This is a genomic window from Grimontia sp. NTOU-MAR1 (genome assembly GCF_035758505.1).
GTDB classification, from domain to species: domain Bacteria; phylum Pseudomonadota; class Gammaproteobacteria; order Enterobacterales; family Vibrionaceae; genus Enterovibrio; species Enterovibrio marinus.
The window spans coordinates 2,715,678-2,740,269 of record NZ_CP142108.1 but is presented as its reverse complement, the minus strand read 5'-3'; the positions used below and the strand labels follow the sequence as shown (position 1 = coordinate 2,740,269).

Annotated in this window: 22 protein-coding genes; 10 read left to right on the top strand and 12 right to left on the bottom strand. The window is 50.1% G+C overall.

Translation table 11 applies throughout. From position 1 onward, the window contains the following. Positions 1 to 7: 7 nt before the first annotated feature. The gene (locus VP504_RS12635; RefSeq protein ID WP_325891490.1) at positions 8 to 610 is read right to left on the bottom strand and encodes a LysE family translocator; all 603 of its coding nucleotides are present in this window, start codon (positions 608 to 610) and stop codon (positions 8 to 10) included. Between the two features lie 123 nt (positions 611 to 733). Between VP504_RS12635 and VP504_RS12630 the strand changes: the two genes are divergently transcribed. The 8 genes from VP504_RS12630 to VP504_RS12595 all read left to right on the top strand — a co-directional run bounded on the left by VP504_RS12630 (position 734) and on the right by VP504_RS12595 (position 7,933). Then, positions 734 to 2,116, top strand: coding sequence for an aminotransferase-like domain-containing protein (locus tag VP504_RS12630; RefSeq protein WP_325891489.1), 1,383 nt, complete (start codon positions 734 to 736; stop codon positions 2,114 to 2,116). Positions 2,117 to 2,125: 9 nt separating this feature from the next. Further along, complete coding sequence (locus tag VP504_RS12625) at positions 2,126 to 3,112, top strand: hydrolase (RefSeq protein WP_325891488.1); 987 nt, start codon at positions 2,126 to 2,128, stop codon at positions 3,110 to 3,112. 39 nt (positions 3,113 to 3,151) lie between these two features. Beyond that, the gene (locus tag VP504_RS12620) at positions 3,152 to 4,138 is read left to right on the top strand and encodes a DUF3187 family protein (protein ID WP_325891487.1); all 987 of its coding nucleotides are present in this window, start codon (positions 3,152 to 3,154) and stop codon (positions 4,136 to 4,138) included. Positions 4,139 to 4,145: 7 nt separating this feature from the next. After that, the gene (locus VP504_RS12615; protein WP_325891485.1) at positions 4,146 to 4,361 is read left to right on the top strand and encodes a YheU family protein; all 216 of its coding nucleotides are present in this window, start codon (positions 4,146 to 4,148) and stop codon (positions 4,359 to 4,361) included. 71 nt (positions 4,362 to 4,432) lie between these two features. Then, positions 4,433 to 5,302 (top strand): phosphoribulokinase, encoded by an 870-nt coding sequence (locus tag VP504_RS12610; protein WP_251877191.1) that lies wholly within the window; start codon positions 4,433 to 4,435, stop codon positions 5,300 to 5,302. A gap of 167 nt (positions 5,303 to 5,469) precedes the next feature. Then, the gene (locus VP504_RS12605; RefSeq protein WP_062667065.1) at positions 5,470 to 5,889 is read left to right on the top strand and encodes a rubrerythrin family protein; all 420 of its coding nucleotides are present in this window, start codon (positions 5,470 to 5,472) and stop codon (positions 5,887 to 5,889) included. 106 nt (positions 5,890 to 5,995) lie between these two features. Continuing rightward, entirely contained in the window at positions 5,996 to 7,321 is a 1,326-nt protein-coding gene (locus VP504_RS12600) for a heterodisulfide reductase-related iron-sulfur binding cluster (RefSeq protein ID WP_325891484.1), read from the top strand. A 15-nt stretch (positions 7,322 to 7,336) separates the two neighbouring features. Beyond that, on the top strand, positions 7,337 to 7,933 hold the full coding sequence (locus tag VP504_RS12595; RefSeq protein ID WP_325891483.1) for a DUF3501 family protein: 597 nt from the start codon (positions 7,337 to 7,339) through the stop codon (positions 7,931 to 7,933). A gap of 62 nt (positions 7,934 to 7,995) precedes the next feature. Here the strand turns inward: VP504_RS12595 and VP504_RS12590 are convergent, their stop codons facing one another. After that, the gene (locus VP504_RS12590; protein ID WP_325891482.1) at positions 7,996 to 8,403 is read right to left on the bottom strand and encodes an OsmC family protein; all 408 of its coding nucleotides are present in this window, start codon (positions 8,401 to 8,403) and stop codon (positions 7,996 to 7,998) included. Between the two features lie 236 nt (positions 8,404 to 8,639). Between VP504_RS12590 and crp the strand changes: the two genes are divergently transcribed. Further along, a complete protein-coding gene (crp, locus tag VP504_RS12585) occupies positions 8,640 to 9,272 on the top strand; it encodes a cAMP-activated global transcriptional regulator CRP (protein WP_002535199.1) in 633 nt (210 codons plus the stop codon). Positions 9,273 to 9,446: 174 nt separating this feature from the next. Continuing rightward, positions 9,447 to 9,641, top strand: a complete 195-nt coding sequence (locus VP504_RS12580) for a hypothetical protein (protein WP_325891481.1) — start codon at positions 9,447 to 9,449, stop codon at positions 9,639 to 9,641. Between the two features lie 24 nt (positions 9,642 to 9,665). Here the strand turns inward: VP504_RS12580 and VP504_RS12575 are convergent, their stop codons facing one another. From VP504_RS12575 to VP504_RS12530, 10 genes are all read right to left on the bottom strand, one after another. Next, a complete protein-coding gene (locus tag VP504_RS12575; protein WP_325891480.1) occupies positions 9,666 to 10,460 on the bottom strand; it encodes a DUF1338 domain-containing protein in 795 nt (264 codons plus the stop codon). A gap of 33 nt (positions 10,461 to 10,493) precedes the next feature. Then, on the bottom strand, positions 10,494 to 11,951 hold the full coding sequence (gene astD / locus VP504_RS12570) for a succinylglutamate-semialdehyde dehydrogenase (protein WP_325891479.1): 1,458 nt from the start codon (positions 11,949 to 11,951) through the stop codon (positions 10,494 to 10,496). Between the two features lie 12 nt (positions 11,952 to 11,963). Continuing rightward, positions 11,964 to 12,980 (bottom strand): arginine N-succinyltransferase, encoded by a 1,017-nt coding sequence (gene astA / locus VP504_RS12565; protein ID WP_062667050.1) that lies wholly within the window; start codon positions 12,978 to 12,980, stop codon positions 11,964 to 11,966. Between the two features lie 42 nt (positions 12,981 to 13,022). Beyond that, positions 13,023 to 14,240, bottom strand: coding sequence for an aspartate aminotransferase family protein (locus VP504_RS12560; RefSeq protein WP_325891478.1), 1,218 nt, complete (start codon positions 14,238 to 14,240; stop codon positions 13,023 to 13,025). A gap of 324 nt (positions 14,241 to 14,564) precedes the next feature. Beyond that, entirely contained in the window at positions 14,565 to 15,143 is a 579-nt protein-coding gene (locus VP504_RS12555) for an aminodeoxychorismate/anthranilate synthase component II (protein ID WP_325894044.1), read from the bottom strand. A gap of 79 nt (positions 15,144 to 15,222) precedes the next feature. Continuing rightward, positions 15,223 to 16,191, bottom strand: a complete 969-nt coding sequence (locus VP504_RS12550; RefSeq protein WP_325891476.1) for a response regulator — start codon at positions 16,189 to 16,191, stop codon at positions 15,223 to 15,225. Then, a complete protein-coding gene (locus tag VP504_RS12545; protein WP_325891475.1) occupies positions 16,181 to 19,510 on the bottom strand; it encodes a PAS domain S-box protein in 3,330 nt (1,109 codons plus the stop codon). Before VP504_RS12545 ends, VP504_RS12550 begins: the two co-directional genes overlap by 11 nt. Before the next feature lie 207 nt (positions 19,511 to 19,717). Then, a complete protein-coding gene (locus tag VP504_RS12540) occupies positions 19,718 to 22,531 on the bottom strand; it encodes an ExeM/NucH family extracellular endonuclease (protein ID WP_325891474.1) in 2,814 nt (937 codons plus the stop codon). 266 nt (positions 22,532 to 22,797) lie between these two features. Further along, positions 22,798 to 23,814 (bottom strand): tryptophan--tRNA ligase, encoded by a 1,017-nt coding sequence (gene trpS, locus VP504_RS12535; RefSeq protein WP_325891473.1) that lies wholly within the window; start codon positions 23,812 to 23,814, stop codon positions 22,798 to 22,800. 78 nt (positions 23,815 to 23,892) lie between these two features. Next, complete coding sequence (locus tag VP504_RS12530; RefSeq protein WP_062707094.1) at positions 23,893 to 24,591, bottom strand: phosphoglycolate phosphatase; 699 nt, start codon at positions 24,589 to 24,591, stop codon at positions 23,893 to 23,895. Position 24,592 lies beyond the last annotated feature (1 nt).

The following is a 24,592-nucleotide window of genomic DNA, read 5'->3' as shown; positions in this document are numbered from 1 at the left end:
TCCCTGCTTACAACCAAATAAAGATTAAGCAGGATGCGGTCAGGGTGCCCATCACGCGGTTAAACACTTTCCAGCTTTTTTCTGAAGACAGCACTTTCCCCACCCAGACGCCAAAGCCCGCCCAAATAGATGTCAGAGACAAGCCTACTATGAGAAAAGTAATGACAATCACCATGGAAGATATCCAATAGTCTCCGCCCGCTAAGGTAAAGGTACCCACCGCACTCACCGCCATTGCCCACGCCTTGGGATTGACGTACTGAAATAATGCTCCTTCCATCAGGGTCATCGGCCGGCGATCGCTGGAAGCATCTTCAGAAGGTGCCCCCGCCTTGGCAATGCGCCATGCCAGATAAAGCAGGTAAGCGCTGGCCAGCAGCTTCATCCCTTCCTGTACCCAAGGATAGAGTTGAAACACCGCTCCCAATCCTGCTGCAACCACGCCAATTAAAGACGCAACACCAAGGGAAATACCAATAAGATGAGGCACAGTGCGTCTGAATCCAAAGTTAGCTCCCGATGCTGTCAGCATCATGTTGTTTGGTCCTGGCGTCCCCGTCATGGTCGCCGCAAAAAGCGCCAGTGTCGCCAGAAAAGATAGTTCCATCATGAATTGTCTCCCTGCTCACATTGTATCGATACAATTCAAGTTAAAAATTGAAATTGACCTATTTACTGTTCAATATTCACGCTAACAGGGATCAAAAAAGCGATCAAAAGGTTTATTGTCACCATGACAATCATCAATATTGCATTAGACAAATCCGGGGCTCCCATATATCGGCAGATTGCCGATGCCATAGCGGAGAAAGTGGCGACCAAAGAACTGGCACCCGGCACCAAGTTACCTACCCACCGTGCGCTGGCGGATGCGTTGTCAGTCACGGTAGGAACAGTCACCCGCGCGTATGCAGAAGCGGAGCGGCGAGGCATTGTCGAAGCCAAAGTCGGTGCAGGCACCTACATTTGCGAGAACAACCGCCCACTTTGGTCTTTTTCCGATCCTGATCGACAAGATGTGCTGAGCTTTGGCTACAACGTGCCGCCAACGATTAACCGTGCCGATCTCTTCGCAGAAGCATTGGAGCAACTTGCTGCCCACCCGCAGGAACTCAACAGTCTGATGCTGTATCAGCCTCCTTCCGGCATTGTGCGTCACCGTGAAATTCTGGCCGACTGGTTGAATGGGCATAAGGTGAACGCCGATCCGTCGCGCTTGCTGTTCTGCTCCGGCGCGCAAAATGCCATGCAGCTTTGCCTGATGACCCTCTGCCGAGCCGGGGATACTATCCTTACCGACAAGTTCACTTACCCCGGTTTACTTAGTCTTGCCAGACAGCTGCAACTCACGGTGAAGCCCGTAGAGATGGATGATGAAGGCATGTTGCCAGAATCCTTAAGCGCAGCCTGCCAGCAATATCAGGCGAGATTGGTGTACCTCACGCCAACTCTGCAAAACCCGACGACAGCGACCATGAGTGAAGCACGCCGACAGGCACTCATCGAGGTGTGTGAACAACAGCAACTGATGATCGTGGAAGATGACATCAATGGCCTGCTTCCCCGTGAACGGCCTTCACCGATGGTCAATCTGGCGCCTGACAATGTGATATATATCGGTGGGCTGGCGAAGACACTGGCGCCCGGTCTTCGTCTGGGCTTCCTGCATCTGCCGGAACGCATCTATCCCCACTTCGTTAACGCACTGCAAAACCACAGCTGGATGATCAGCCCGCTTTTAACCGCCATGGCATCAATCCTTTTGGAGAATGGCTCAGCAAACCAGATCCTTGACACCATTCGTACTGAAATGGAAACACGGTGGGAAATCGTCACCCGCTATCTTGGTACTGAGTCGATGCGTTACCACCCTAACGCATTTCACGGCTGGCTAACATTGCCCGAAGGTTGGTCTCTCAGTGAGTTTCTTTCGGCGAGCAAAGCAGAAGGTCTAGAGCTGAAATCGTCAGAACTGTTTGTCCCCGCAGGATATTCCGCACCACCGACGGTGCGAATTGCTGTGAGCGCCCCACCTAGTCGTGAGTTACTTGAACAGGGCTGCGAGAAGCTCGCCAAGCTGTTGGCGAATCCACCACTGACTGAATTTGCGTTGTAAGAGAGAGAAATGGAACAAACAGCAAGCAAGCCTTTCGTGCCGATGAAAGGCGGCAAGAACCCACATGTCCAAACCCTGCTTCCGCGCTTTTTGCGCAGGAAAGCGGTCTTTGAACCTGTCTGGCAACGCTTAGAAACGCCGGATGGGGATTTTCTGGATATCAGTTGGACACAAGACCCGACAACTGTCGGTGACAAACCTATCGTGGTGCTGTTTCACGGTCTTGCCGGATGCTTTTACAGCCCTTACGCTAACGGTTTACTCAACGCCTTCAAGCAACAAGGCTGGGTCGGCGTTTTAATGCACTTTCGCGGTTGCAGCGGTTCATTGAACAAAATGCCACGCAGCTATCACTCAGGAGAAACCGGCGATGCGCGCTTTTTCCTCGAGTACCTCAAACAGCGATTCCCTGAAAACGCCAAAGTCGCTACCGGCGTTTCCCTCGGTGGCAACATGCTGGTGCGCTATCTGGCAGAGTTTAAAGACGATCCCATCATTAAAGCAGGATGTGTCATCAGTCCACCTTTGGATCTGGCTGCCTGTTCCAGCCGCATTCGCCAGGGGTTTTCCCGCGTCTATCAAGCGTATCTACTTCGCTCAATGAACCGCACACTCAGTAAAAAGCTTGTACGTCATCCGCAAATCGGACATTGGAAAAGCGGGGAGAAAGTGATGATATCGAACCTGTATCAGTTCGACCAAACCGTCACGGCCCCGCTGCATGGATTCAATGATGCTGAAGACTATTATCGCCAATGCAGTGGTTTAGGTGTGTTGCAGGAAATTGCGACTCCGCTCAAAGTGATCCATGCTAAAGATGATCCCTTTATGACGGAAGCGGTGATCCCAAAATCACCACTCCCGGGCAACATTGACTATCACCTGACCGAACATGGCGGTCACGTCGGGTTTGTCTCCGGTACCTTGCAAGCGCCAGACTTCTGGTTAGAAAGAGAGGTACCACACTGGTTAGCCCTGCAAATTAACGCCGGATAACGGCGTCATAACACCAAGAAAGCAGGGCGAGAGAGGTGGATGATGGCAATATCTCGCAACGCTGTAATTCTGCTTTTGTGGCTACCCTTCACTATTCAGGCAGAAAAAACAGACCCTTTGCACTTTGGTCCACTGATTGCCCAAAGTCAGGCACCGCTGCAAACCACTGGGCTCACACCGATACTCCAAGATCCCTTTCAATTGAAAGCGGGAGAATCGGATGTCTTTGCCTCGGCCGCCATTGGCAGTGTTTGGGCACCTTCACAGGAATACAACTTCGACTACTACCACAACCAGTTTATGGCTGGCTTTGTTCACGCACTGGACGAGGGAAAACGGGTCGGGGTTTGGCTGCAATACCGCTATGCAGCCAACAACCGATTAGATGGCCTGACGGAAAAGTTTCACAGCATCTTTGGCATCGACCAAAATGGGCGCACCGAAGTCGATGAGGACAGATTCTATATCTATGTACCCAGTACCATGGATGCACCAGCTGAAAACTTCAACGGCGATCCCTTACTCAGCGCTATCAATCTGTATGGCGAGCAGACACTTTATGAAGACGTGCACCACGCCATAAGTACGGGTGTTACCCTGTTCTTCAACCGGGTCAACCATGGCGTGTTTCACAACACATCCTTCGAGCAGTCCGCTCAGCTCAACTATGGCTACCAAAGAGAGAAGCACCGTCTGACCGCTATGGTGTCACTCATCCACCGGCCTGACAAACAGCAACATTTTGTTGATATTAAACCCTGGGGCATTAACGCAGGGGTCAGTTATCAATACCAATGGTTTGAACACCACGAATTAATTGGCGAATACCTGATATCGCTAGGCAAGGCAGACAAGGCAGGGCTTGGTGAGCTTAATGCGTTGGTGCACGAATTTGCGCTGGGTTACCGCTACCTTTTTGACAACAGTGCGATAGAATTGGTGGCTTTAGAGAATATGTTCAATCACGATAACAGCACTGATATCGTGTTTAATGCCACCTTCCGGCACCGTTTTTGTAGTAGGTAAAGCCATCATGATCGTTCCATGGCAAGAGATCCCCGAAGAGACCCTGAGAAACCTAGTTGAGCACTTTGTGCTGCGTGAAGGCACGGATTATGGGGAGCAGGAAGCAAGTTTTGACGATAAGGTAGAACAAGTCTTCAGCCTGCTCAAAAACAAAGAAGTAGTTGTGGTATTTTCGGAATTGCATGAAACGGTTGATATCAAACCTGTGCGATCACTTGCCTAATACCCATCGCTTGACCAAGCCACCGAGACCCTGTTAACTGTTGCCATATTTCTAAATTGACAGGGCTTGTCATGTCTGCAAAGCACCCCATTATTGCAGTTACCGGTTCGTCCGGTGCAGGGACGACCACCACTTCAGATGCATTCCGCAAGATTTTCAACATGATGAAGATTAGCGCTGCCTGGGTGGAAGGTGACAGTTTTCATCGGTATACCCGTCCTGAAATGGACGTGGAAATCCGTAAAGCCAAAGAACAGGGCCGTCATATCAGTTACTTCGGCCCCACTGCCAACGACTTTCCTAGGCTTGAATCTTTCTTCAAGGAATACGGTGAGGAAGGCACGGGCCAGTTCCGTCGCTATCTTCACACCTTTGACGAAGCCGTTCCTTACAACCAAATGCCGGGAACCTTTACTGCTTGGCAGGACTTGCCGGAAAACACTGATTTGATGTTCTACGAAGGGCTTCATGGCGGTGTGGTAGAAGGCGAGATTAACGTCGCCCAGCACGTCGACCTGCTGATTGGCATGGTGCCAATCGTAAACCTGGAGTGGATCCAGAAGTTTGTCCGCGACACCCGCGACCGTGGGCATTCTCGCGAAGCGGTGATGGATTCCATTGTTCGTTCGATGGACGACTACCTGAACTACATCACACCGCAGTTCAGCCGAACCCATATCAATTTCCAGCGTGTCCCAACGGTAGATACTTCGAATCCACTCAACGCAAAAGGCATCCCAAGCCTGGATGAAAGTTTTGTGGTGATCCGTTTCCGCGGCATCAAGAAAGTCGATTTCCCTTACTTGCTTTCAATGATCCAAGGATCTTTTATGTCCCGTCATAACACCCTGGTTGTGCCGGGCGGCAAGATGAGTTTCGCCATGGAACTAATTATTCGTCCTCTTATTCAGCAGCTCATTGAAACCGGCAAAATCAGCTAACACTCTCCTCTTCCCTTAATTTGAAGACGTAATCTGTTATCGAAAAATACGATGGCAGATTACGTTTTTATTCATTAGACCGAATAACGAACCTGTCCTTAACTTAAGTGTATTGGTTATTTTTTAACCAATAGAAGCAAGACAATGTCATAAAAGAGGACAGAGCCATGTCACTGAAAGGAACCAAAACCGAGCAAAACCTAAAAGACGCCTTTGCCGGTGAAAGTCAGGCAAACCGTCGCTATCTCTATTTCGCATCAAAAGCAGACATTGAAGGCTACAACGATGTCGCCGCTGTTTTTCGCTCAACCGCAGAAGGTGAAACCGGTCACGCACACGGGCACCTAGAGTACCTAGAGGAAGTGGGCGACCCTGCCACGGGTTTACCTATGGGTAATACCGTAGAAAACCTCAAAGCGTCGATTGCCGGTGAAACCCATGAGTACACCGATATGTATCCGGGCATGGCTGCCACGGCACGCGACGAAGGTTTCGATGAAATCGCTGACTGGTTTGAAACACTCGCTAAAGCAGAGCGCAGTCATGCAAATCGCTTCCAGAAAGCACTCGATAACCTCGACAGCTAGTCGCTTCGAAGGGCGGTTTTCCGCCCTTACTTAACCGACAGGCGCATGTGACGCCAACGTACAGTTGATGCCACGTAGTTTGGCAGAGCCAGTAGCAGGACACGTCATGAAAGAAAAACGCGAAGGAGGCATTGAAGCCCCCACACGCCACGCCATTGAGTGGCAATCCCCAGATTTTTACGATCGCGAAAAGCTCGAAGCGGAAATGGAGCGCGTCTTTGATGTTTGTCATGGATGCCGTCGCTGTGTCAGCCTTTGCGATTCCTTCCCTACCCTATTTGATCTTATCGACGAATCAGAAACCTTCGAAGTCGACGGGGTCGACAAAAAGGATTACCAGAAAGTCGCAGACCAATGCTACCTCTGCGATATGTGCTACATGACCAAATGCCCCTATGTGCCGCCGCACGAATGGGAAATTGATTTCCCACATTTGATGTTGCGTGCCAAAGCCGTCAAGTTCCATGAAGAAGGTGCATCGTTAAGGGACAAGCTGCTGTCCAGCACAGATTTCGTCGGTGGCGTGGCGACCATTCCAATTGTCGATGTCACCGTCAATACCATGAACAAAAACAGCACATTTCGCGGTATTTTAGAAAAAGCTGGCGTTCACAAAGACGCGATCGTGCCGAAATACGACAGCAAAACCATGCGTAAACGTGTCGCCCCGATGGCGAAAACCATATCGGCGGAACCGGCTGGTGAAACCACGGGCAAAGTCGCCATGTTCACTACTTGTTACGGAAACTACAACAGCCCAGAACTTGGGGAAGACTTCTATAAAGTTTTCCAGAAGAACAACATCCATATCGAAGTGGTGGGTAAAGAACGCTGTTGCGGCATGCCAAAGATGGAATTAGGTGATCTTGAAAGCGTGCAGCGCGCTAAAGAAGAAAATATTCCGCAGCTTCTGGCCATGTTGGAAAAAGGGTTCGACCTTATTGCGCCAGTGCCATCTTGCGTACTGATGTTCAAGCAGGAACTTCCGCTCTTGTTCCCTGATGATCCGGATGTCGCCAAGGTCCGTGATGCATTCTATGACCCATTCGAATACCTTATGCTTCGCCACAAAGCAGGTAAGCTCAACATAGAGTTTGATACCCCGCTCGGTGACATCAGTTACCACGTCGCCTGTCACCTGCGAGTACAAAACATTGGTCTTAAAACCGCAGAGCTCCTGCGCTTAGTGCCTGATACCCAGGTCGCTCCAGAGCAGCGTTGCTCTGGGCACGATGGTACTTATGCAGTCAAAGTGGAAACCCATGACAAAGCAGTAAAAATCGGTCGTCCGGTAGCGAAGAAAGTGAAGCAAGCAAACGCCGATTATTTTGCCAGTGACTGCCCAATGGCTGGCGCGCATATTGCCAAACTCGCCGAGGTGGAAAAACCCATTCACCCCATGACCTTATTGAGGAAGGCCTATGGCCTATAACAGGGAGCGAAAACCATGGAAAAATTGACTGCGGACGATCTGATGACGTTAGAAGACTATGCCCGTGCCCGTGCTCAGTTCCGTCACCAAATCATGGAGCACAAAAAGCACCGCTTCGTAATGCTTGGGAAACATGCAAGGCTGATTTTTGAAAACCGTCAGACTATCCAATACCAAATTCAGGAAATGCTGCGTATTGAGCGTATCTTCGAGCCGGAGGGCATTAAAGAAGAGTTGGATGCATACAACCCGCTCATCCCTGATGGCAGCAATCTCAAAGCGACCATGATGATCGAGTATGCTGATCCTGAAATTAGAAAAGTAGAACTCTCCAAGCTCATTGGCGTAGAAAATAAGGTCTGGCTGAGAGTCGGCGACGACGCGAAGGTTTACCCCATCTGCGATGAGGATCTTGAGCGCGATAACGAAGAGAAAACCTCCAGTGTGCACTTCATGCGGTTTGAGCTAACACCAAGCATGATAAGCGCTTTCAAGCGTGGCGAGGCATTAACCGCAGGCGCAGATCATCCCGCTCTCACCATAGAGGTCAACGTTGCAGAAGACGTGCAAACAGCACTGTCCGAAGATCTAGATACACCACAGATAAACTAATAAGGAGGGGAACTCCCTCCTTCGTACATTCATCACCGGACCATATACTTAATGCCAGAATTTCATGAGCTTTCGATGATCTCGTAAGAGTGGGTCATTGTCACCCCTGCCCCGAGCATCAAACAAACTGAGCAGTATTTTTCTAGGCTGTCTCTCACCGCAGTTGCTACACGATGTTCATCAAGCGCTTTGCCCGTTACCACAAAATGGATGTTAATTTTGGTGAATAGCTTTGGCGACTGTTCACGACGTTCAGCACTAAGCTCAGCCAAACAAGAAACCACCTGCTGTGCACCTTCTTTCAATGCTGCAATCACGTCGACAGAGCTGCATCCGCCAGCACCCATCAGCACCATTTCCATTGGACTTGGGGCATTTTTACCGCCGTTTCCATCCATCACAACACTATGGCTAGAATTTGACAGTCCAAGGAAGGTCTCACCACCACACCATTTGACGCTTGCTTGCATTTCTTACCTCCAATTACTTTCAGGGTCGTGATCTTCTCCACGTTTTTAGCGTTTAATAGGGGCCTAAGTCCATATCAAAATCAAGAAATCGTGCTGGAAAAAGGATAAACTCAATGACTCAAACAGAGAGCTTGTAGCCTGACTGCCTAAACCTTATGCTATCCAACGGACTTGTGCCGCAGGACGGTGGGCTAAGGAAGACTCATCAGGCAACAACTGCAGAGGAAATGAGATATATGGTTCCAGGAAAACCTCAAACAGACCCAACACTAGAGTGGTTCCTTTCACACTGCCACATTCATAAGTATCCGTCGAAAAGTACCCTTATCCATGCGGGTGAGAAAGCAGAGACGCTGTACTACATTGTAAAAGGCTCTGTGGCAGTACTGATCAAAGATGAAGAAGGCAAAGAGATGATCCTCTCTTACCTCAACCAGGGCGACTTCATTGGCGAACTGGGCCTATTTGAGGAAGATCAGGAGCGTACCGCTTGGGTTCGCGCAAAATCTCCATGTGAAGTTGCAGAAATCTCATTCAAGAAATTCCGCCAGCTGATCCAGGTTAACCCAGACATCCTGATGCGCTTGTCTTCTCAGATGGCTCGCCGTCTGCAAGTGACAAGCCAGAAAGTCGGTGACTTGGCATTCTTGGACGTTACTGGCCGTATCGCCCAGACACTGCTGAATCTAGCGAAGCAACCAGACGCAATGACCCACCCAGACGGTATGCAAATCAAGATCACCCGTCAGGAAATTGGTCAAATCGTTGGCTGTTCACGCGAAACTGTTGGCCGAATCCTGAAGATGCTGGAAGAGCAGAATCTGATTTCTGCTCACGGTAAAACTATCGTGGTATACGGTACTCGCTAAAAGCACCCTATATAAGAGAAAGCCACCGGTTCCTCGGTGGCTTTTTTGTTTATATCGTGATCATGATCATGCCAATTTTCCTGCGAATGTCACTATTCAGTGCTAAATTTCAATGCAAGTTATGTATATATTAATATGCATCTGTATGCATCATTTCTGTTAGGAAATATCGGTATGGACATGGAAATCCAGCACTTATCATCATCAACACAGCAACCGCCAATCCCCGTTACACCAGGGAATCTCAGCACAGAAATGACTGGATTCAGTGATCCATCCCACTATCATATCCAGTGTATGCTGGGCGAAGAGATGCATCGACTTGATGCAACTTCCAATGATGAGTGGCCAACCTCACTGACATCCTAGGCTGGCTCATTACATCCAAGGCGTTTACTGATCAGTACTTTCAAAGATTTTATCTGCTGACGCTTCAACAAAGCCTTGGTATAGCGAACCATCTGCCAGCGGGTAACGCTTGGCGAATTCGTAGAAACCACCAGGAATGGTTTGTTCGCTGTCGCTGAAAACCACATTCACTTTGTCTGCCATGGTCGAAGACTGCTCAAGGCACACTTCAGGGCTCCCCTTCACTTCTCCACCAGACTCGTTAATCGCAAAGCCAGACTGGCGCAGTAGGTCATTCACACCTTTCACGGTATCGAGCGTGCTCAGCTGATTCACACTGACTGTAAAGTGGTTAGCACCAAACCCGTGTGCTGACAGCCAACCTGCATATTCACTTTCAGCGGCCAGCTTCTTATAGGTATCAAAGTCGATATCCCACAAGCGACCACCATAAAGGAAAGCAGGGTCATTCAAGGCGTCCTCATCGACCTGATCCACCAGCGAGCGGACAGCCAGTTGAAGTTCAGATGAACATTGCCCCACCAACAGCTCACTGATAAAGACCTTGGGCGCATCTGGGTTAGGATGCTCGAAATGGCGCGCAAACAGCTTCTTGGCTTTGAACTCATACTCGCCTTTTGGCTCATAGCCTATTGCAATAAAAGGGGCTGCCAGTCGGTCGAGGCCCACTTTTGGTAGCGCAAACGTACGCAGTGCAATGTGGTCATTCAGCAGAGGTGCCCCCTCTTCCAGCAACTGATGCACCTTTGCTGCTGAAGGGCACAGGCGTGCGGTGTAGTCTTGCCAAAGTCCGTCAAATAAAGCCTGAACGCGTTCCATCACATCCTCCTGAATGCTTGTTATTACGGAATATTAAAGTGAGAGCCCTGGGCTCAACTGTGCTGGTAGTGAAACATCTTCACCTTCCATGGACGCCATCGGGTAGGCACAATAGTCTGCTGCGTAGTAAGCACTTGGACGAAGGTTGCCTGAAGCGCCAGGCCCACCAAACGGTGCATCCCCGCTTGCGCCTGTCAGCTGTCGGTTGCGGTTCACGATACCCGCGCGGATGTGGTCAAGGAAGTAATCCCACTCTTCATCATCGGTTGACACCAAGCCCGCTGACAGGCCGTAACGGGTGTCATTGGCAAGCTCGACGGCTTGTTCAAGAGAGTCATAACGCACTACTTGAAGCAGTGGACCGAAGTATTCTTCATCTGGCAACTCAGCGACTTCACTCACTTCAATAATGCCCGGAGAAACAACGGCATCGTGCAGTAGTTCCGCTTTTAGCAGCAGCTCACCGCCAAGAGATTCCAGATTTGCCTGTGCAGCCAGAATGCCTTCTGCGGCGCGAATAGAAATCTGCGCACCCATAAACGGCGCTGGCTCATCGAACTGACCACCGACACGGATATTCTTGGTCATCTCGACTAAACGGGAAAGCAAGGCATCGCCCTTGTCACCCTTCGGCACATAAAGTCGACGGGCACAGGTACAACGCTGACCTGCGCTGATAAAGGCTGACTGAATGATAGTGTATGCCGTGGCATCCACTTCGCCATAGTCATTTGAAATCACCATTGGGTTGTTGCCACCCATTTCGAGCGCCAGCATTTTGCCCGGCTGACCTGCAAATTGACGGTGAAGAATATGGCCGGTGTTGGCACTGCCAGTAAACAGCAGCCCATCTATGCCTTTGGATTGTGCCAATGCTTCACCGGTTTCACGGCCCCCCTGGACCATATTGATCACGCCTTCAGGCAGACCCGCTTCAATCCAGAGCTTAAGGGTTTCTTCGGCCGTTTTCGGCGTCAAGTCTGATGGTTTGAACACCACGGTATTACCCGCAAGCAATGCAGGAACGATATGACCATTTGGCAGATGGCCCGGGAAATTATATGGGCCAAATACCGCCATCACACCCAATGGACGGTGACGCAGCACTGCTTGTGTGCCCGCTACATCTTTTGCGCGCTCGCCGGTACGCTCCTGATAGGCGCGCAGTGAGATACCGATTTTACCGACCATGGCCGCCGCTTCAGTGCGTGTTTCCCACAGCGGTTTACCAGTTTCTTCCGCAATAACTTTCGCAAGGTGTTCGCTGTTTTCTTTTACTTTTTCCGCGAAACGCTCCACCAGCGCTTGGCGCTCTGAAAGCGACGTTTTTTTCCAACTGATGAACGCACAACGTGCTGCATCAACTGCCGCTTCTACTTGCTCAGGCGTGGCCGCTTTGCCGGACCAGATCGCCTCGCTGTTAAATGGGTTGAGCGATTCGAAGACGTCGCCCTTACCCTCAATGGCTTTGTTCTCAATCCATTGTGTCATTGATCGTCTCTCCTAAACCGACACCAGACGGACCGTATCTCCATCTTGTACAAACAGCGCTTCTGCCACTTCCTTACTGATGAGCACTTCATTGCGCTCTTCATCGACACCAACCTTCGTTGCGGTGGCGCGGAAGTTTTCAAAGTCACTGTTACAAATCAGGTAATCCTGTGCACTGCTGTGCTCGGCGATCTTCACTCTAGCGGTGAATGAACGACGAATAGAGTCTATGTTCTGACGAAGGCACTCTACTGTTGGGCCAGCATCGAAAATGTCGACATAGCCACGGCAGGTAAACCCCTCTTTTTCAAGAAGGCGAAGTGCTGGTCGGGTTTTCTCGTGCACCTGACCAATCACCTCACGCGCTTCTTCACTCAACAGACTCACGTAAATGGGCAGCTTAGGCATTAGATCGGCAATGAAGCCTTTCTGCCCAGTCCCCGTCAGATAATCTGCCAACGTGAAATCAATCGAGAAGAAATGTTCTTTAAGCCAAGCCCAGAACGGCGAGTTGCCATCTTCATCTGATACACCACGCATTTCCGCGAAGATGACGTCAGAGAATTTTTCAGGAAACTGAGCCAGCATCAGGAAACGACACTTGGACAGTAATTTACCGTTCAGTCCCTGGCGAAACTCCGGGCGCAGAAACAGGGTGCAAATTTCTGTCGCCCCCGTGTAGTTGTTCCCGAAGGTCAACACTTCCACCACGTTGTGAACATCCAGACGACGTGAATGGTGAACGATTTTACTGATGTGGTAGCTGTAAAATGGGTTATCCAACCCAATAGCCGCTTCAATGCCGGTGGTGCCTGCCACTTCGCCGGTTTCGGTGTCTTCCGCTACCATGAGGTAGCCTTCCATACCCGGTGCTTGCGCGTTACGGGCGAAACTCTCAACGGAATGGTCAATACGACCTTTGATCAGTGTTTCATCCACTGGTAGAGAAGTGAAACCATGTCCGGATTCCTCAGCACATAGCATCAAGGCATCAAAGTCCGTTTCTCTGATTGGGCGAATTACCAGCATCTTACTTCCTCCTGGTGCAATGGGTGGTCAAAACGTCGGCGATCATACAGCCGTCAGTTTTGCCATTGCGCGATCCAGTCGCGCTAGACCTTCTTCTACTTCTTCTTTCGTGATGACCAGTGATGGGGTCATACGTACCACATTGGTACCGGCAACCAATACCAGCAAACCTTCTTCGCCAGCAGCCAGCAATACATCACGGGCGCGACCTTTCCACTCTTCGTTGAGAGCAGCACCAATCAGCAGGCCTTTGCCGCGAACTTCGCTGAACATGTTATATTTGGCATTCAGAGCTTCCAGCCCTTCACGGAACCATCCTTCGCGCTCTTTGACACCAGCCAATACTTCCGGCTTACTCACCTCGTTCACCACGGCTTCTGCTACCGCAGACGCCAGTGGGTTACCACCGTAAGTGGAGCCATGAGTACCGACTTTCATGTGACCGGCCAGTTTCTCTGTGGTTAGCATGGCACCAATTGGAATACCGCCGCCGAGCGATTTGGCGGTGCTCAGAATGTCTGGCGTCACACCTGTTTGCTCATACGCGTAGAAAGTGCCTGTACGGCCGTTACCCGTCTGAACTTCATCGAAAATCAGCAGGGCATTGTGTTTGTCACACAGCTCACGAACGCCTTGAACAAATTCAGGGGCTGGCGTAACAATACCGCCTTCACCTTGAAGCGGTTCCATCATGATAGCGCAGGTTTTATCTGACATAGCCGCTGCCAGTGCATCCAAATCGTTGTATGGCAGATGGCTAATATCGCCCGGTTTTGGACCAAAGCCATCAGAATAGGCTGCCTGGCCACCCACTGTGACGGTAAAGAATGTACGTCCGTGGAAACCTTGGGTGAAGGCGATGATTTCACTCTTCTCTGGGCCGTGCACATCCACTGCCCAGCGACGTGCCAATTTCAGAGCTGCTTCGTTGGCTTCCGCACCAGAGTTGGCGAAAAAGACGCGCTCAGCAAAGCTCACTTCGGTCAGCTTTTTCGCCAGACGAAGTGCTGGGGCATTGGTCATGACATTACTCAGGTGCCAAAGTTTTTCGGCTTGTGCTTTCAATGCGTCGACCATCACCGGGTGACAATGACCCAGACAGCTTACGGCGATACCGCCAGCAAAATCGATGTATTCACGACCATCCTGATCCCAAATACGCGCACCCTTTCCTCTATCTGGAATCATATCCATGGGTGCATAACATGGCACCATTACTTCATCGAACAATTTACGTTCTACTTTATGTTCGGCTGTCATCGCTCATATCCTTCTGTCGATTCTGCTATAAGCATAGTATTTACATTCTATTAACCACATCAATAGCAGAAAATTTTATAATCTAGTGCAATAAACTATGGGAAATTCACACAAGTGCCATATTTATGCGTGAAGAAGGGTAAATGATTAATAGAACAAGCGGTAAGACTGTCTTTCCTGTTGGGAAATAAACGAGAGATGGCGCGAAGGGAGTGAATAAGGTTTCACTGTTAACAGTTGGGAAACGGCGAAACGAAAATGTAAAAACAGTGACAATGATCAGCTTTCAACACGGGTTCTGAGCACAGAAAACCAGCCAAGGATTCAATAGCGAGAGAGGAAGTTTTGAAGAAGCTGGTGGCCCTGCTCAGTCAGAATGCTTTCCGGATGAAACTGAACCCCTTCAAGCGCGAGCATTTTGTGGCGGATCCCCATGATTTCATCAAACGCACCGTCTACTTCTGTCCACGAAGTGATTTCAAAGCAGTCTGGCAGTGATTTGGCCTCCACCACCAAAGAATGGTAGCGCGTGACCGTTAACGGGTTATTAAGAGACTGAAATACGCCAACATCTCGATGAATCACTGGGCTGGTTTTGCCATGCATCACCTGTTTTGCCCGAATGACTTTGCCACCAAAAACCTGAGCCAGGGCTTGATGCCCCAAACACACGCCTAGAATCGGCAGTTTTCCGGCAAAATGTTTGATAGCCTCAAGTGAGATACCAGCATCGTCCGGCGTGCAGGGTCCTGGCGAGATGACTAGGTGCGAGGGAGCCATGGCCTCGATGTCAGCGAGCGTGATAGCGTCATTGCGGTGCACTTCTACTTCGACACCCAACTGGCAAAAGTACTGGTATAGGTTGTAGGTAAAAGAGTCGTAATTATCAATAATCAGCAGCACAATCGTTCCCATCACGTCCTGCCCGCACAACATCAGCGGGACTGGGCGCAAATGCTAACACAGGCTTATTCGCACTGCATCAGAACTCGTTGATAGGAAGAATGGGCGTTGGCCAAGGCGATGACAACCAGTCAAAATAGAGATGGCTGAGTTCATCGCTATTCTCGTCAAGGATGTGGATTAGCCGGGGGTCCGCAAGCGTTCCTGCCTCTTGTGAAACAGTTTCAATCGCCCCTTTCACCCTGTCTGATACACTGCCTTCATGACTCTCGATTTCCCGATCAATCGCTTCAGCCACCGTCACAACCCGACACTCTTCAGGGATTTTATCTGCCTCAATTTCCGGGAAGCCAGAACCGTCCCATCGCGTGTTTTTGTAAGTCAGAAGTGTGACCGCTACACAGGCAAAACCTTTCGTAGCTTCTGAAAGCAGCAATAAGCTGCGGCTCTCCGCTGTCGTGTTGTTCCCGCCGTCATCCCACAACTCTCCTATCTGGCAAAGCGGATAAGCAAGGCCGACATCTTCAGCCTTAGATTTGGTGAGGCCGTACTTTACCGACAACCACTCACAGAATTTAGCAATACGCGGCGCAGAGATTTCGACGTAGTTGTTATGCAGGGCCGCAACTGCAGCTATCTGATTTATGACCAATTGGTAGTTTTCCTGCATAATGGTGGCTCGCGCTTCTCCCAGCAGATTTGCCACCCGGCTTTTTACCAACTCAGGCGAAACCGGCTTTATCAGGAAATCTGCTGCTCCGCGTTTTAGTCCTTCTACCTCGCTTTGGTATTCATCAAGTGCAGACACAATAATGATGGGAATGTGACTGACGGCCTTTTCATTTTTCAGCGCGCGGCAAACTTCATAACCATTCATTCCCGGCATCATGATATCTAAAAGGATAAGATCCGGTCGCTGTTGTATAGTCAGCTCTATGGCACGCTCTCCGCTCTTGGCAAAGATCAGCGTGTATTGATCCTGCAAGATAGTGCGCATCACATGAAGGTTGCTGGGTTCATCATCGACCACAAGCACTTTATACGCCATATCCCTGTACTCCCGTATTCTGTGACGTCGGCATTTGCTCAGTCACGGTCAGAATCAAGCGGTATGCTTCATCCAGCTCGAAATTTTCAATAGAGGCAACAAACTGTGAAAGCAACGGCGGGGACACAAATCCTGCCATTCTCGGCACCAGTTCTTTATAAAGCTCGTCGTCGTATTGCCCTTCTGCGAGCTTGCTGACGAACATTTCAGTTTTACGTTCGAAGACTTCCTGAGGCATTTTGCTGATCAGGGTGTTGTCTTCCAGTTCATGCGCTCTGACCCCGAGGTAGGCTAACGCACGGTCAAATGTTTCTTCCAGAGTGTGGCGCAGCAATTCCAGTTTGGCCTCAGCTTTCACCACATCCCCTGCTTCCAGATAACTCAGAAGTTTTGACACGCGCAGCTCTAATACTGGAAAGCCGATACATTTCGCCGCTTCTTTTGCCTGTTTCAGCAACGGAGCCAGCGCTTCTGGCTGTTCTTTCAACAGTTGTCGGATAATGTCCGGCAGATCGTTGTAAGACGCATAGAACTCGCGAATAACACTCAACAGGATGTCTGTCGTTGGCCAATGCTGGAGTGCCCAGGCATCGTCAAACAAGTCGACATTCTCGTTTGGTGGATTAAGCGTAGCGATATTGTCTGCTTCTTCCCCACCGTAGCATTTCGCCAACATGCTGAAGATGTCACTGCCAATAAAAGGTTTGTCGATTGAGAAATCAAAACCGCATGCCTGCCAGTCTGTCGTCGGGTCAACGGCGAGTTTCATAGCAACTACCTTTAGCGGTTCTTCCCGGCACACCGCTGACCAGCTTCGCAGGGTTTGCGGTGTTGGATAGTGCTCGTCACTGAGATAGGCATCCAGAAATACCATGTCGACGGCCTGGGTTTTCAGAACATCTTCGGCTGACTCCATATCAGTGAAAGTCAGCACTTTCACCCCCTGCCTCAGCAGCATGTCCCGAAGTTCCTGCTGGTTGCGCTGCACATCATCGATAACCAATACCTCCAGCGCGGGAAGTGCAAAACTCAGCGAAGGCTCATCTCCAATTCTTTTGGAGCTTTGCGCAGGGATGAGTGGCAAATCGGCATACACCACCGAGCCATGAATCGACTCGCCATCAAACCATAAGTGGCCACTCATCAACTCAATGAGTTGAGTCACCAGCGTTGCGGAGAGTGTCTGCCCCGTGTTCAAGGCTTCATCCACCCTTGCCGTCTTCTGGTTGTGTGCGTAACTGGCGACCGCAAACCTCACTACATCATTGGTGGGCAACACATGAAGGGCAACATTACCTTTTTCTGTTTTGGTCAACGCGCTGCGCATTAGATTTTGCAGCAACTGCTTAATACGGCGCGAGTCACCAACATAGTGCTCCCAAAGCGCATCGTTATAATGGAGACTCACATGAAGATCTCGGGCCTGAACTGTCTCGCGGGCGATAAACTCTATCTGACGACAAAGCTGTACCAACGAGAAGTCTGCAATGTCGAGTGGCAGGGATTGGCTTTCCAACTTGGACGTGTCGAGAATATCGTTGATAAGCTTCAACAAACTGTTACCGGACTCGCGAATCACCTCCAAATGATGGCGATGTGAGGGGGTTTTCGCTTCCTCAATCAGCACTTCCGTTAACCCAAGAATAGAGTTCATCGGCGAGCGGAACTCATAGCTCATATTGGCAAGGAAAGAAGCTTTGGACTGGGTGGCTTTTTCAGCAAGACGCATCTTTTCTTCGAATTCTTGTTCAGCTTCATGCTTTTCAGTCACGTCGATAATGACGCCGTCAATCCAAGTACTGCCGTCCTCTGCCCGATAACTATGTCCAATTTCCCAGAACCATTTCTTTTCATCATCACGGGTCAGGAAGCGGTATTCGCAATCATATTTCCCATGACGGCGGGAGGCGAGTTCTCGCACTTTACGATAGCTTGCGGTGTCACCCTGGTGAATACGGTCCACAAAGTGAGAGACGCCATTTTCTCCGGTCAGAATTGATGCGCTGTAGCCCGTAAGCGACTTTGCTGCGTCACTGATGAACACGATATGGCGCGTCGCTCCAGTCATTTCTCTAAAAGCTATACATGGCAAGTTAGAGACTAGCGCGCGGTACTGCTTAGCATTCTCCCGCAGCGCCCAGGCCATACTCCTCTGCTCGGAGATATCCGAAATCACGGCAACGAATTCGTGTTGACCTTGTGAGTCATGATGTCCAATGGAGAGTCTAACAGGAAGCTCAGATCCATCTCGACGTTTAGCCATCACTTCTCGTACCGAGCCAACAATATCCGACGTCATTCGCCGTTCCAGATAGTTGTGAATATAGATGTCATGGCGATGCTGATGTTCATCTGTCACCAACAGGCATATATTTTTTCCCAGCACTTCGGACGTGTGCCAGCCGAAAATCCGCTCTGCAGAATGATTAAAATAGGTAATATTCCCCTTTCGATCGATGGCAATGATGGCTTCCGTCGCCGTTTGGAGGATAGACGTCAACTGCTCCTCGCGCTGACTGAACAAACGTGCTTCGGCATGACTGCAAAGCCAAGCGTTCGCCAGTTGATTAAACACGATAGCGAACATGGCCAAGAAAGCCTGAACCAGCATCACATCCAGTATGGAAAACAAAAAAGGTTCATCACGAAGAGGCTGACGCGACAGCACCACAGTTTCAGTTGACGCAGTAGCCATTATCAGCGACGCCACAGTAAAACAGGCTCCACTCAACAGGCCTGAGGTCAGATTCTTGTCCCAAAACCCAGTTTTCTTAGCAGCAAACCGGCTCAAGATTGCCACTGTGACCAAGAATCCCGCTATCACCGCAGCAAGGCTGTATATGGCCGCATCCAGTTGGGAAATGGATGCAAGGTTCACCCCGGTATATGCCATCAGATTTTGCAGTATCAGTGCCATCATGATGAGACCCGATGCCATTAGCATGCGAAATGGGCTGTTTTTAACAAATGAGATCATCCGAAGGGCTGAGAAATTGAGTGCGAACGTCAATAACAAAGGCAGGTAGAGCAACGAAGGCTGGAAGCCAAGAGATTGGTAAGTCGGACTGGCCGTCACACTGACAACATGTACCAAAGACATGCTGACAGTCAGGGTCAGCGCATTCACCAGCACAGGCGAAATCTTCAGCCATGGCAATTTCTGCTTTTCCAGCGGCCGGTGAATGAAGCTCATGGCGGCTGCAATAAACGCCGCCATGGCTGCCAGTAACTGCAGCCATGGATCTATATAGCCCGTCGGCAGAAACTGTTCGTTCGCCGTAGGCAAGAGAAACATCGACAATGATTCAATGATCGACATGAAAGCTTCCGAAGCCAAAAAGGTGATGCCTCACCAATGCCCAGACAACCGGAAACGCTTGGGTGCCTGACACATGACATCACAAATACAAGACATCGCCTTGTTATTGAGACACTTCTAAAGCTTAGTCTAGATTCTTCGGGCAACCCATTAAAAGGGCGGAAAAAACAGGCTCCCGCGGGAGCCTGTGGCTGGATAAGTTGAAGTTTATTTGATCTTACACTGGAATCTTTTAAACACTGCGCGTGTATTTTTTTCCAGTGCTACTTCTCCACATGGAATGTCAATAATACCCCAGAGTCGGTAACCCAGTTCCACTGTGTCGCCGTAGCTGACGCCAAGGTCTTTCAGGAAATCACTTTTTTGGGTGTATTTGCGGTTGGTTTTCCAACGTAGCCATGGGCGATCTTTATCCACATAACCGTTCACCGTCGGTTGAACCCAGAAGATGCTCTTGTTCTTGAAGCGAAGCTTAAACTTCTGTGGCTTGTCTGGATAGTAAAGGCTGACAATCACCGGATCATGATCTGACGACGAGTACGGGTTGGTTGACTTGACCAAATCGCCAGTGAAGCGTCCTGAATACTCAAACAGTGTGCTTTCCACCGAGTTGATATGCCAGTCTTCCACACCAGCGACTTTCTCCAGAACGCTGGCATTACCCACCGCATGGTCAAGACTGCCCAGCTCTCCATCGAAGGTATAAGAGAATGCTTCGTCACCCAGCTTATAGCTTGCGAGGTTAATATAACCAAAACCGTCGCCCACTTCTCTTGCGGTTTCATCCAGTGTTTCACCAGCAATTGAAGTCCCTGCTGCAGTCACAATCTTACGCTCAGCAGTGTTCGCGTCGTAATCGGTCATCACGCGCATCGGATCTTCCTGACCGTAAGCATTGAAGTCACCCAAAGCGATGATGTCACCGCCGATATCCGCCAGTGCCTTGCCCAACGTTTCTGCTGCAGAAACACGGAACTCGTTACAACGACCCTGAAGGTCTGTCGGGTCATCGTCAAATTCACCGGCGACCCAATCTTCGTAACAACCTGACCCCTTAGACTTGAAGTGGCTGACCGCAATTGACAGGCTTTGATCTTTCACAGCAAAGGTTTGCAGCAAGCTATCACGCTGGAATTTATCCAACTGGCGAGTTTCACCATCTGGGTTTTCACCACTGATATGTTGCTCTGGCATACGGACAACCGTTGCATCGCCTTGAAGTGATACTTTTGCCGGACGATAAATCAATGCCACCTGAATCGCGTCACCGCCAAGGAAAGCACCTTCCGTCAGATCAGCCTCTGCTGGGATGACATACGTGTAGTGGGTAGCCTCATCGGCAAACTGGGCATTCAGCTCATTGACCAAATTGGCGAGCGCACCATTTTCACCGAAGCCATTGTTCTCGATTTCCATCAAACCGATGATGTCTGCGTCCATAGCAGTCAACGCATTGACAATTTTCGCACGCTGAAGCTCAAACTCCGCCGCATCTTTCGTACCACGGTTACAACCCCGCGACGCATCTGCATCCGCCTGATCATCACAGGTCACATTCAGGTCACCGCCAATTGCACTGGCACTGGTGAAATAGTTCAGCACGTTGAAGCTGGCCACTTTGAGGTTAGTGTCCTCAAACGCTTCCGGAGCGGCAGTTCGGTCTTCATCTCGCACGAAATCGCTTGCCACCAGTTCGTTGGTCACCACCAGACGGTAATCACTGAAGCTGTAACCAATCACACCTTCAAGGTTAGTGACCGTATCGCCAATGCGGATATAACCCTGATCAGCATCAAGGCCCGGGAAGTAAGGCACAACACCATTCGGCGCTTTGCGGTCTGATTCCACGAACAGTTGGTTTGCGTCGTTGGCTGCTGCCAAGGTTGCCGCCTCATCAGAACCAGCGATATACAGTTGAGTCGGTTTGAAGTTGGGCGCTTCGTGTGAGAGCACCATGTTGTTCCGGAAAGCATCGTAATCAAACCCGAAGTTACGGGTAACAACCAATTCGCTTTCCTGCGTCAGACGGACTTTCATGCCTTCATGACGTTCAAGCGCTACATCCAGCGTTTCACCATCTTCTACTACCAAATCAGTGACAGGAAGCTCTCCTACGGTATCAATGACTTCCCACTGCTTGCTGGACGCATCCAGTTGAGTAAGATTGAAAAACTCTTTGACTGTACCCGCCACACAAACCTGCATGCCAGGCTCAATACCCTGAGGGGCATCCCCCGTAAAGATGAACAGACCATCTGAGGTTGCGTTGTCGCCATCACCGTTCGCGTCCTGAAGCCAGAAACCTTTGTAAAGGCTTTCGGTAACCGCTGTTACCACACCTTCGACATAGTAGGTACCCTCAGCTTCAAAACTGCCATCTGGTACCAGTGGGCTGCGATCACCACTGCCTTGAATCGCATAAGTCGGTGTGAGGGTCTCACCTTCACAACTGAAGGTGCCGCCACCTCCACCACCGCCATCACAAGCGTCAACACCGCTACAACCCAGACCGCCAAAGGTATTTTGTGCGAAAGATTGCCATTCCACTGAGGCGTCAAACGCCGAAGACGCATCTGTGCGACCGGTGCTGCCGTCTAAGCGGCGCAACGTGACATCTTTGCCATAGTTGCTGCTGTTGCCTAGCTGCCCGAGGCTGTCGAGCACGTTATCGTTTTCATCGACCAAGGCCACCACGTCATTGCCACTAAAAGAGAGGGAACCAGTAGTTTGCTGGCTAACACCGGTAACATCAGCTGTCGCACTGCTGTTGGCAACTACATAACTTTCACCTACCGCCAGAGTGCCTGAAAGCGCAATCGTGTTACCAAAGATGGTGGCACCGTTGAAAGCCAGTCTGAGCGAGAGGTTGTCGAGAGAAGCATCCCCTGAACCCGTGTTAGTAAGCTCTATCGCTTTATTGTTCGAGGAGCCTTCGACATATTCCGTGATGAGAATGTCAGCACTGGCAGGAAGCGCTGCACTGAGAGCCAGAGCCAAAGGGCTCCATGTAAAGATCTTCATTTGCTGTCCTTATTGCGATTGAAGTCATAAACAGTGCAAATGATTTAACATCTCGACATGTCATTTACGTGATGGGAAGCCCAAGTTTGTATATCAATGCTGACATAGAGGTCAACAATTAGGACAGCGTTCAGAAATCAACAATTTCGGATAACAACAAAAATTACGATTAGGAGGAGGAATTGAAGGCGAACGTGCAGGAAATGGCGGCGAAAATAAAAAAAGCAGCGATTTCTCGCTGCTTTTTCCAACATTCTAAGCGATGATTATGGGCGAGCAACAAAGCCTACTGCTTCGTACACTTTTTTCAGTGTTTCAGCAGCGCGTGAAGACGCTTTTTCTGAACCGGCTTTCATTACCTGATCCAGGTAAGCACGATCAGCGCGGAATTCCTGATAGCGGGTTTGCACCGGCTCCAACATCGCAACCACTGCATCGGCTGTATCTGTCTTAAGATGACCATACATCTTGCCTTCGTATTCCGCTTCGATTTCTGCCAAGGTTTTGCCAGTCGCGACAGACATCAGCCCCATCAGGTTGGCAACACCCGGCTTGCTTTCGATATCAAACAACACACGTGGTGGCTCGTCTGAGTCAGTCACTGCACGTTTTATTTTCTTGGCGATCGCTTTCGGGTCTTCCAACAGGCCAATCACGTTGTTGCGATTGTCATCAGACTTCGACATCTTTTTGGTCGGATCCTGAAGGCTCATCACACGTGCGCCCACCTGTGGGATGTATGGTTCTGGGACTGTAAATACCTCGCCATACACGTTATTGAAACGGGTCGCGATATCGCGAGCCAGTTCTAGGTGCTGCTTCTGGTCGTTACCGACTGGCACCTGATTCGCTTGGTACAGCAAAATGTCAGCGGCCATCAGCACAGGATAACCAAACAAGCCAGCGTTGATGTTTTCCGCATGGCGTGCTGACTTATCCTTGAACTGGGTCATACGGTTCAGCTCACCCATTTGGGTGTAGCAGTTCAAAACCCAACCCAGCTGTGCGTGCTCTGGTACGTGTGACTGGATGAAAAGGTTACTTTTCTCTGGGGTAACACCGACAGCCAGACACAGCGCCAGCGAGTCCAGCGTTGCTTCACGCAGTTTTTCCGCTTCCTGACGAACAGTGATCGCGTGCAGGTCTACGATGCAGTACTGGCAATCGTAATCGTCCTGCATTTGCTCCCACTGACGCAAAGCTCCAATGTAGTTGCCGATACTGAGTTCGCCTGATGGCTGAACACCGCTAAGTACAATGGGTTTGGTCGTAGGATTACTCATGTTCTTTTTGTTCCTGTCAGTCAATTCAGCCAGCATTGCTGCTGGCTGTCATTTCGAGAAATAAGTCGAAGCTTTAATTTACGCTGTTTTTTCGGTGCTGAGAACCGTTAAAAGCTGGTTGAAGTGGTCAGCCACAAATTCCGGAGCGCTGTCGCTGATTGGCTCACCATAGTTATATCCGTAAGTCAGGCCTACAGAAACGTAACCTGCATTTTTCGCGGCGAGGATATCGTTTTTCGAATCGCCCACCATCAGCATGTTTTCGTTGCTCAGGCTGTGCTTGTCGCGCAGGCTAAAAAGGCCTTCTGGGTCCGGTTTGTTGGTTGGCAAGGAATCGCCACCGATCACGTCAGTAAAGAACTGCGCCAGATTGAGGTCGGTCAGGATCTCTGGCACAAACTGATAAGGTTTGTTCGTGACAACGCCGAGGGTGTAACCCGCCGCTTTCAGTTCAGCCAGGGTTTCTTTTACGCCCGGGTAGACGATGGTTTTGTCGTGGCCGTTATTAGCATAGTGAAAGTCAAAACGTTCACGGACTTTCTGATAGAGTGCTTCATCGATGTCGGGTTTGATGGTCACATTCTGGCTCAGGGCACGCTTCAGCATGATTTCTGCACCGTTGCCAATCCAGTTTCGCACTTCATTGTCGGTCACTGTGTGGAGGTCGTGATCTGCCAATGCCATGCGAATACCTTCCGCCAGATCCGGTACGCTGTCTACCAAGGTTCCATCAAGGTCAAAGGCAATGTATTTGATATCGTCAAAGTTTACCGTCACG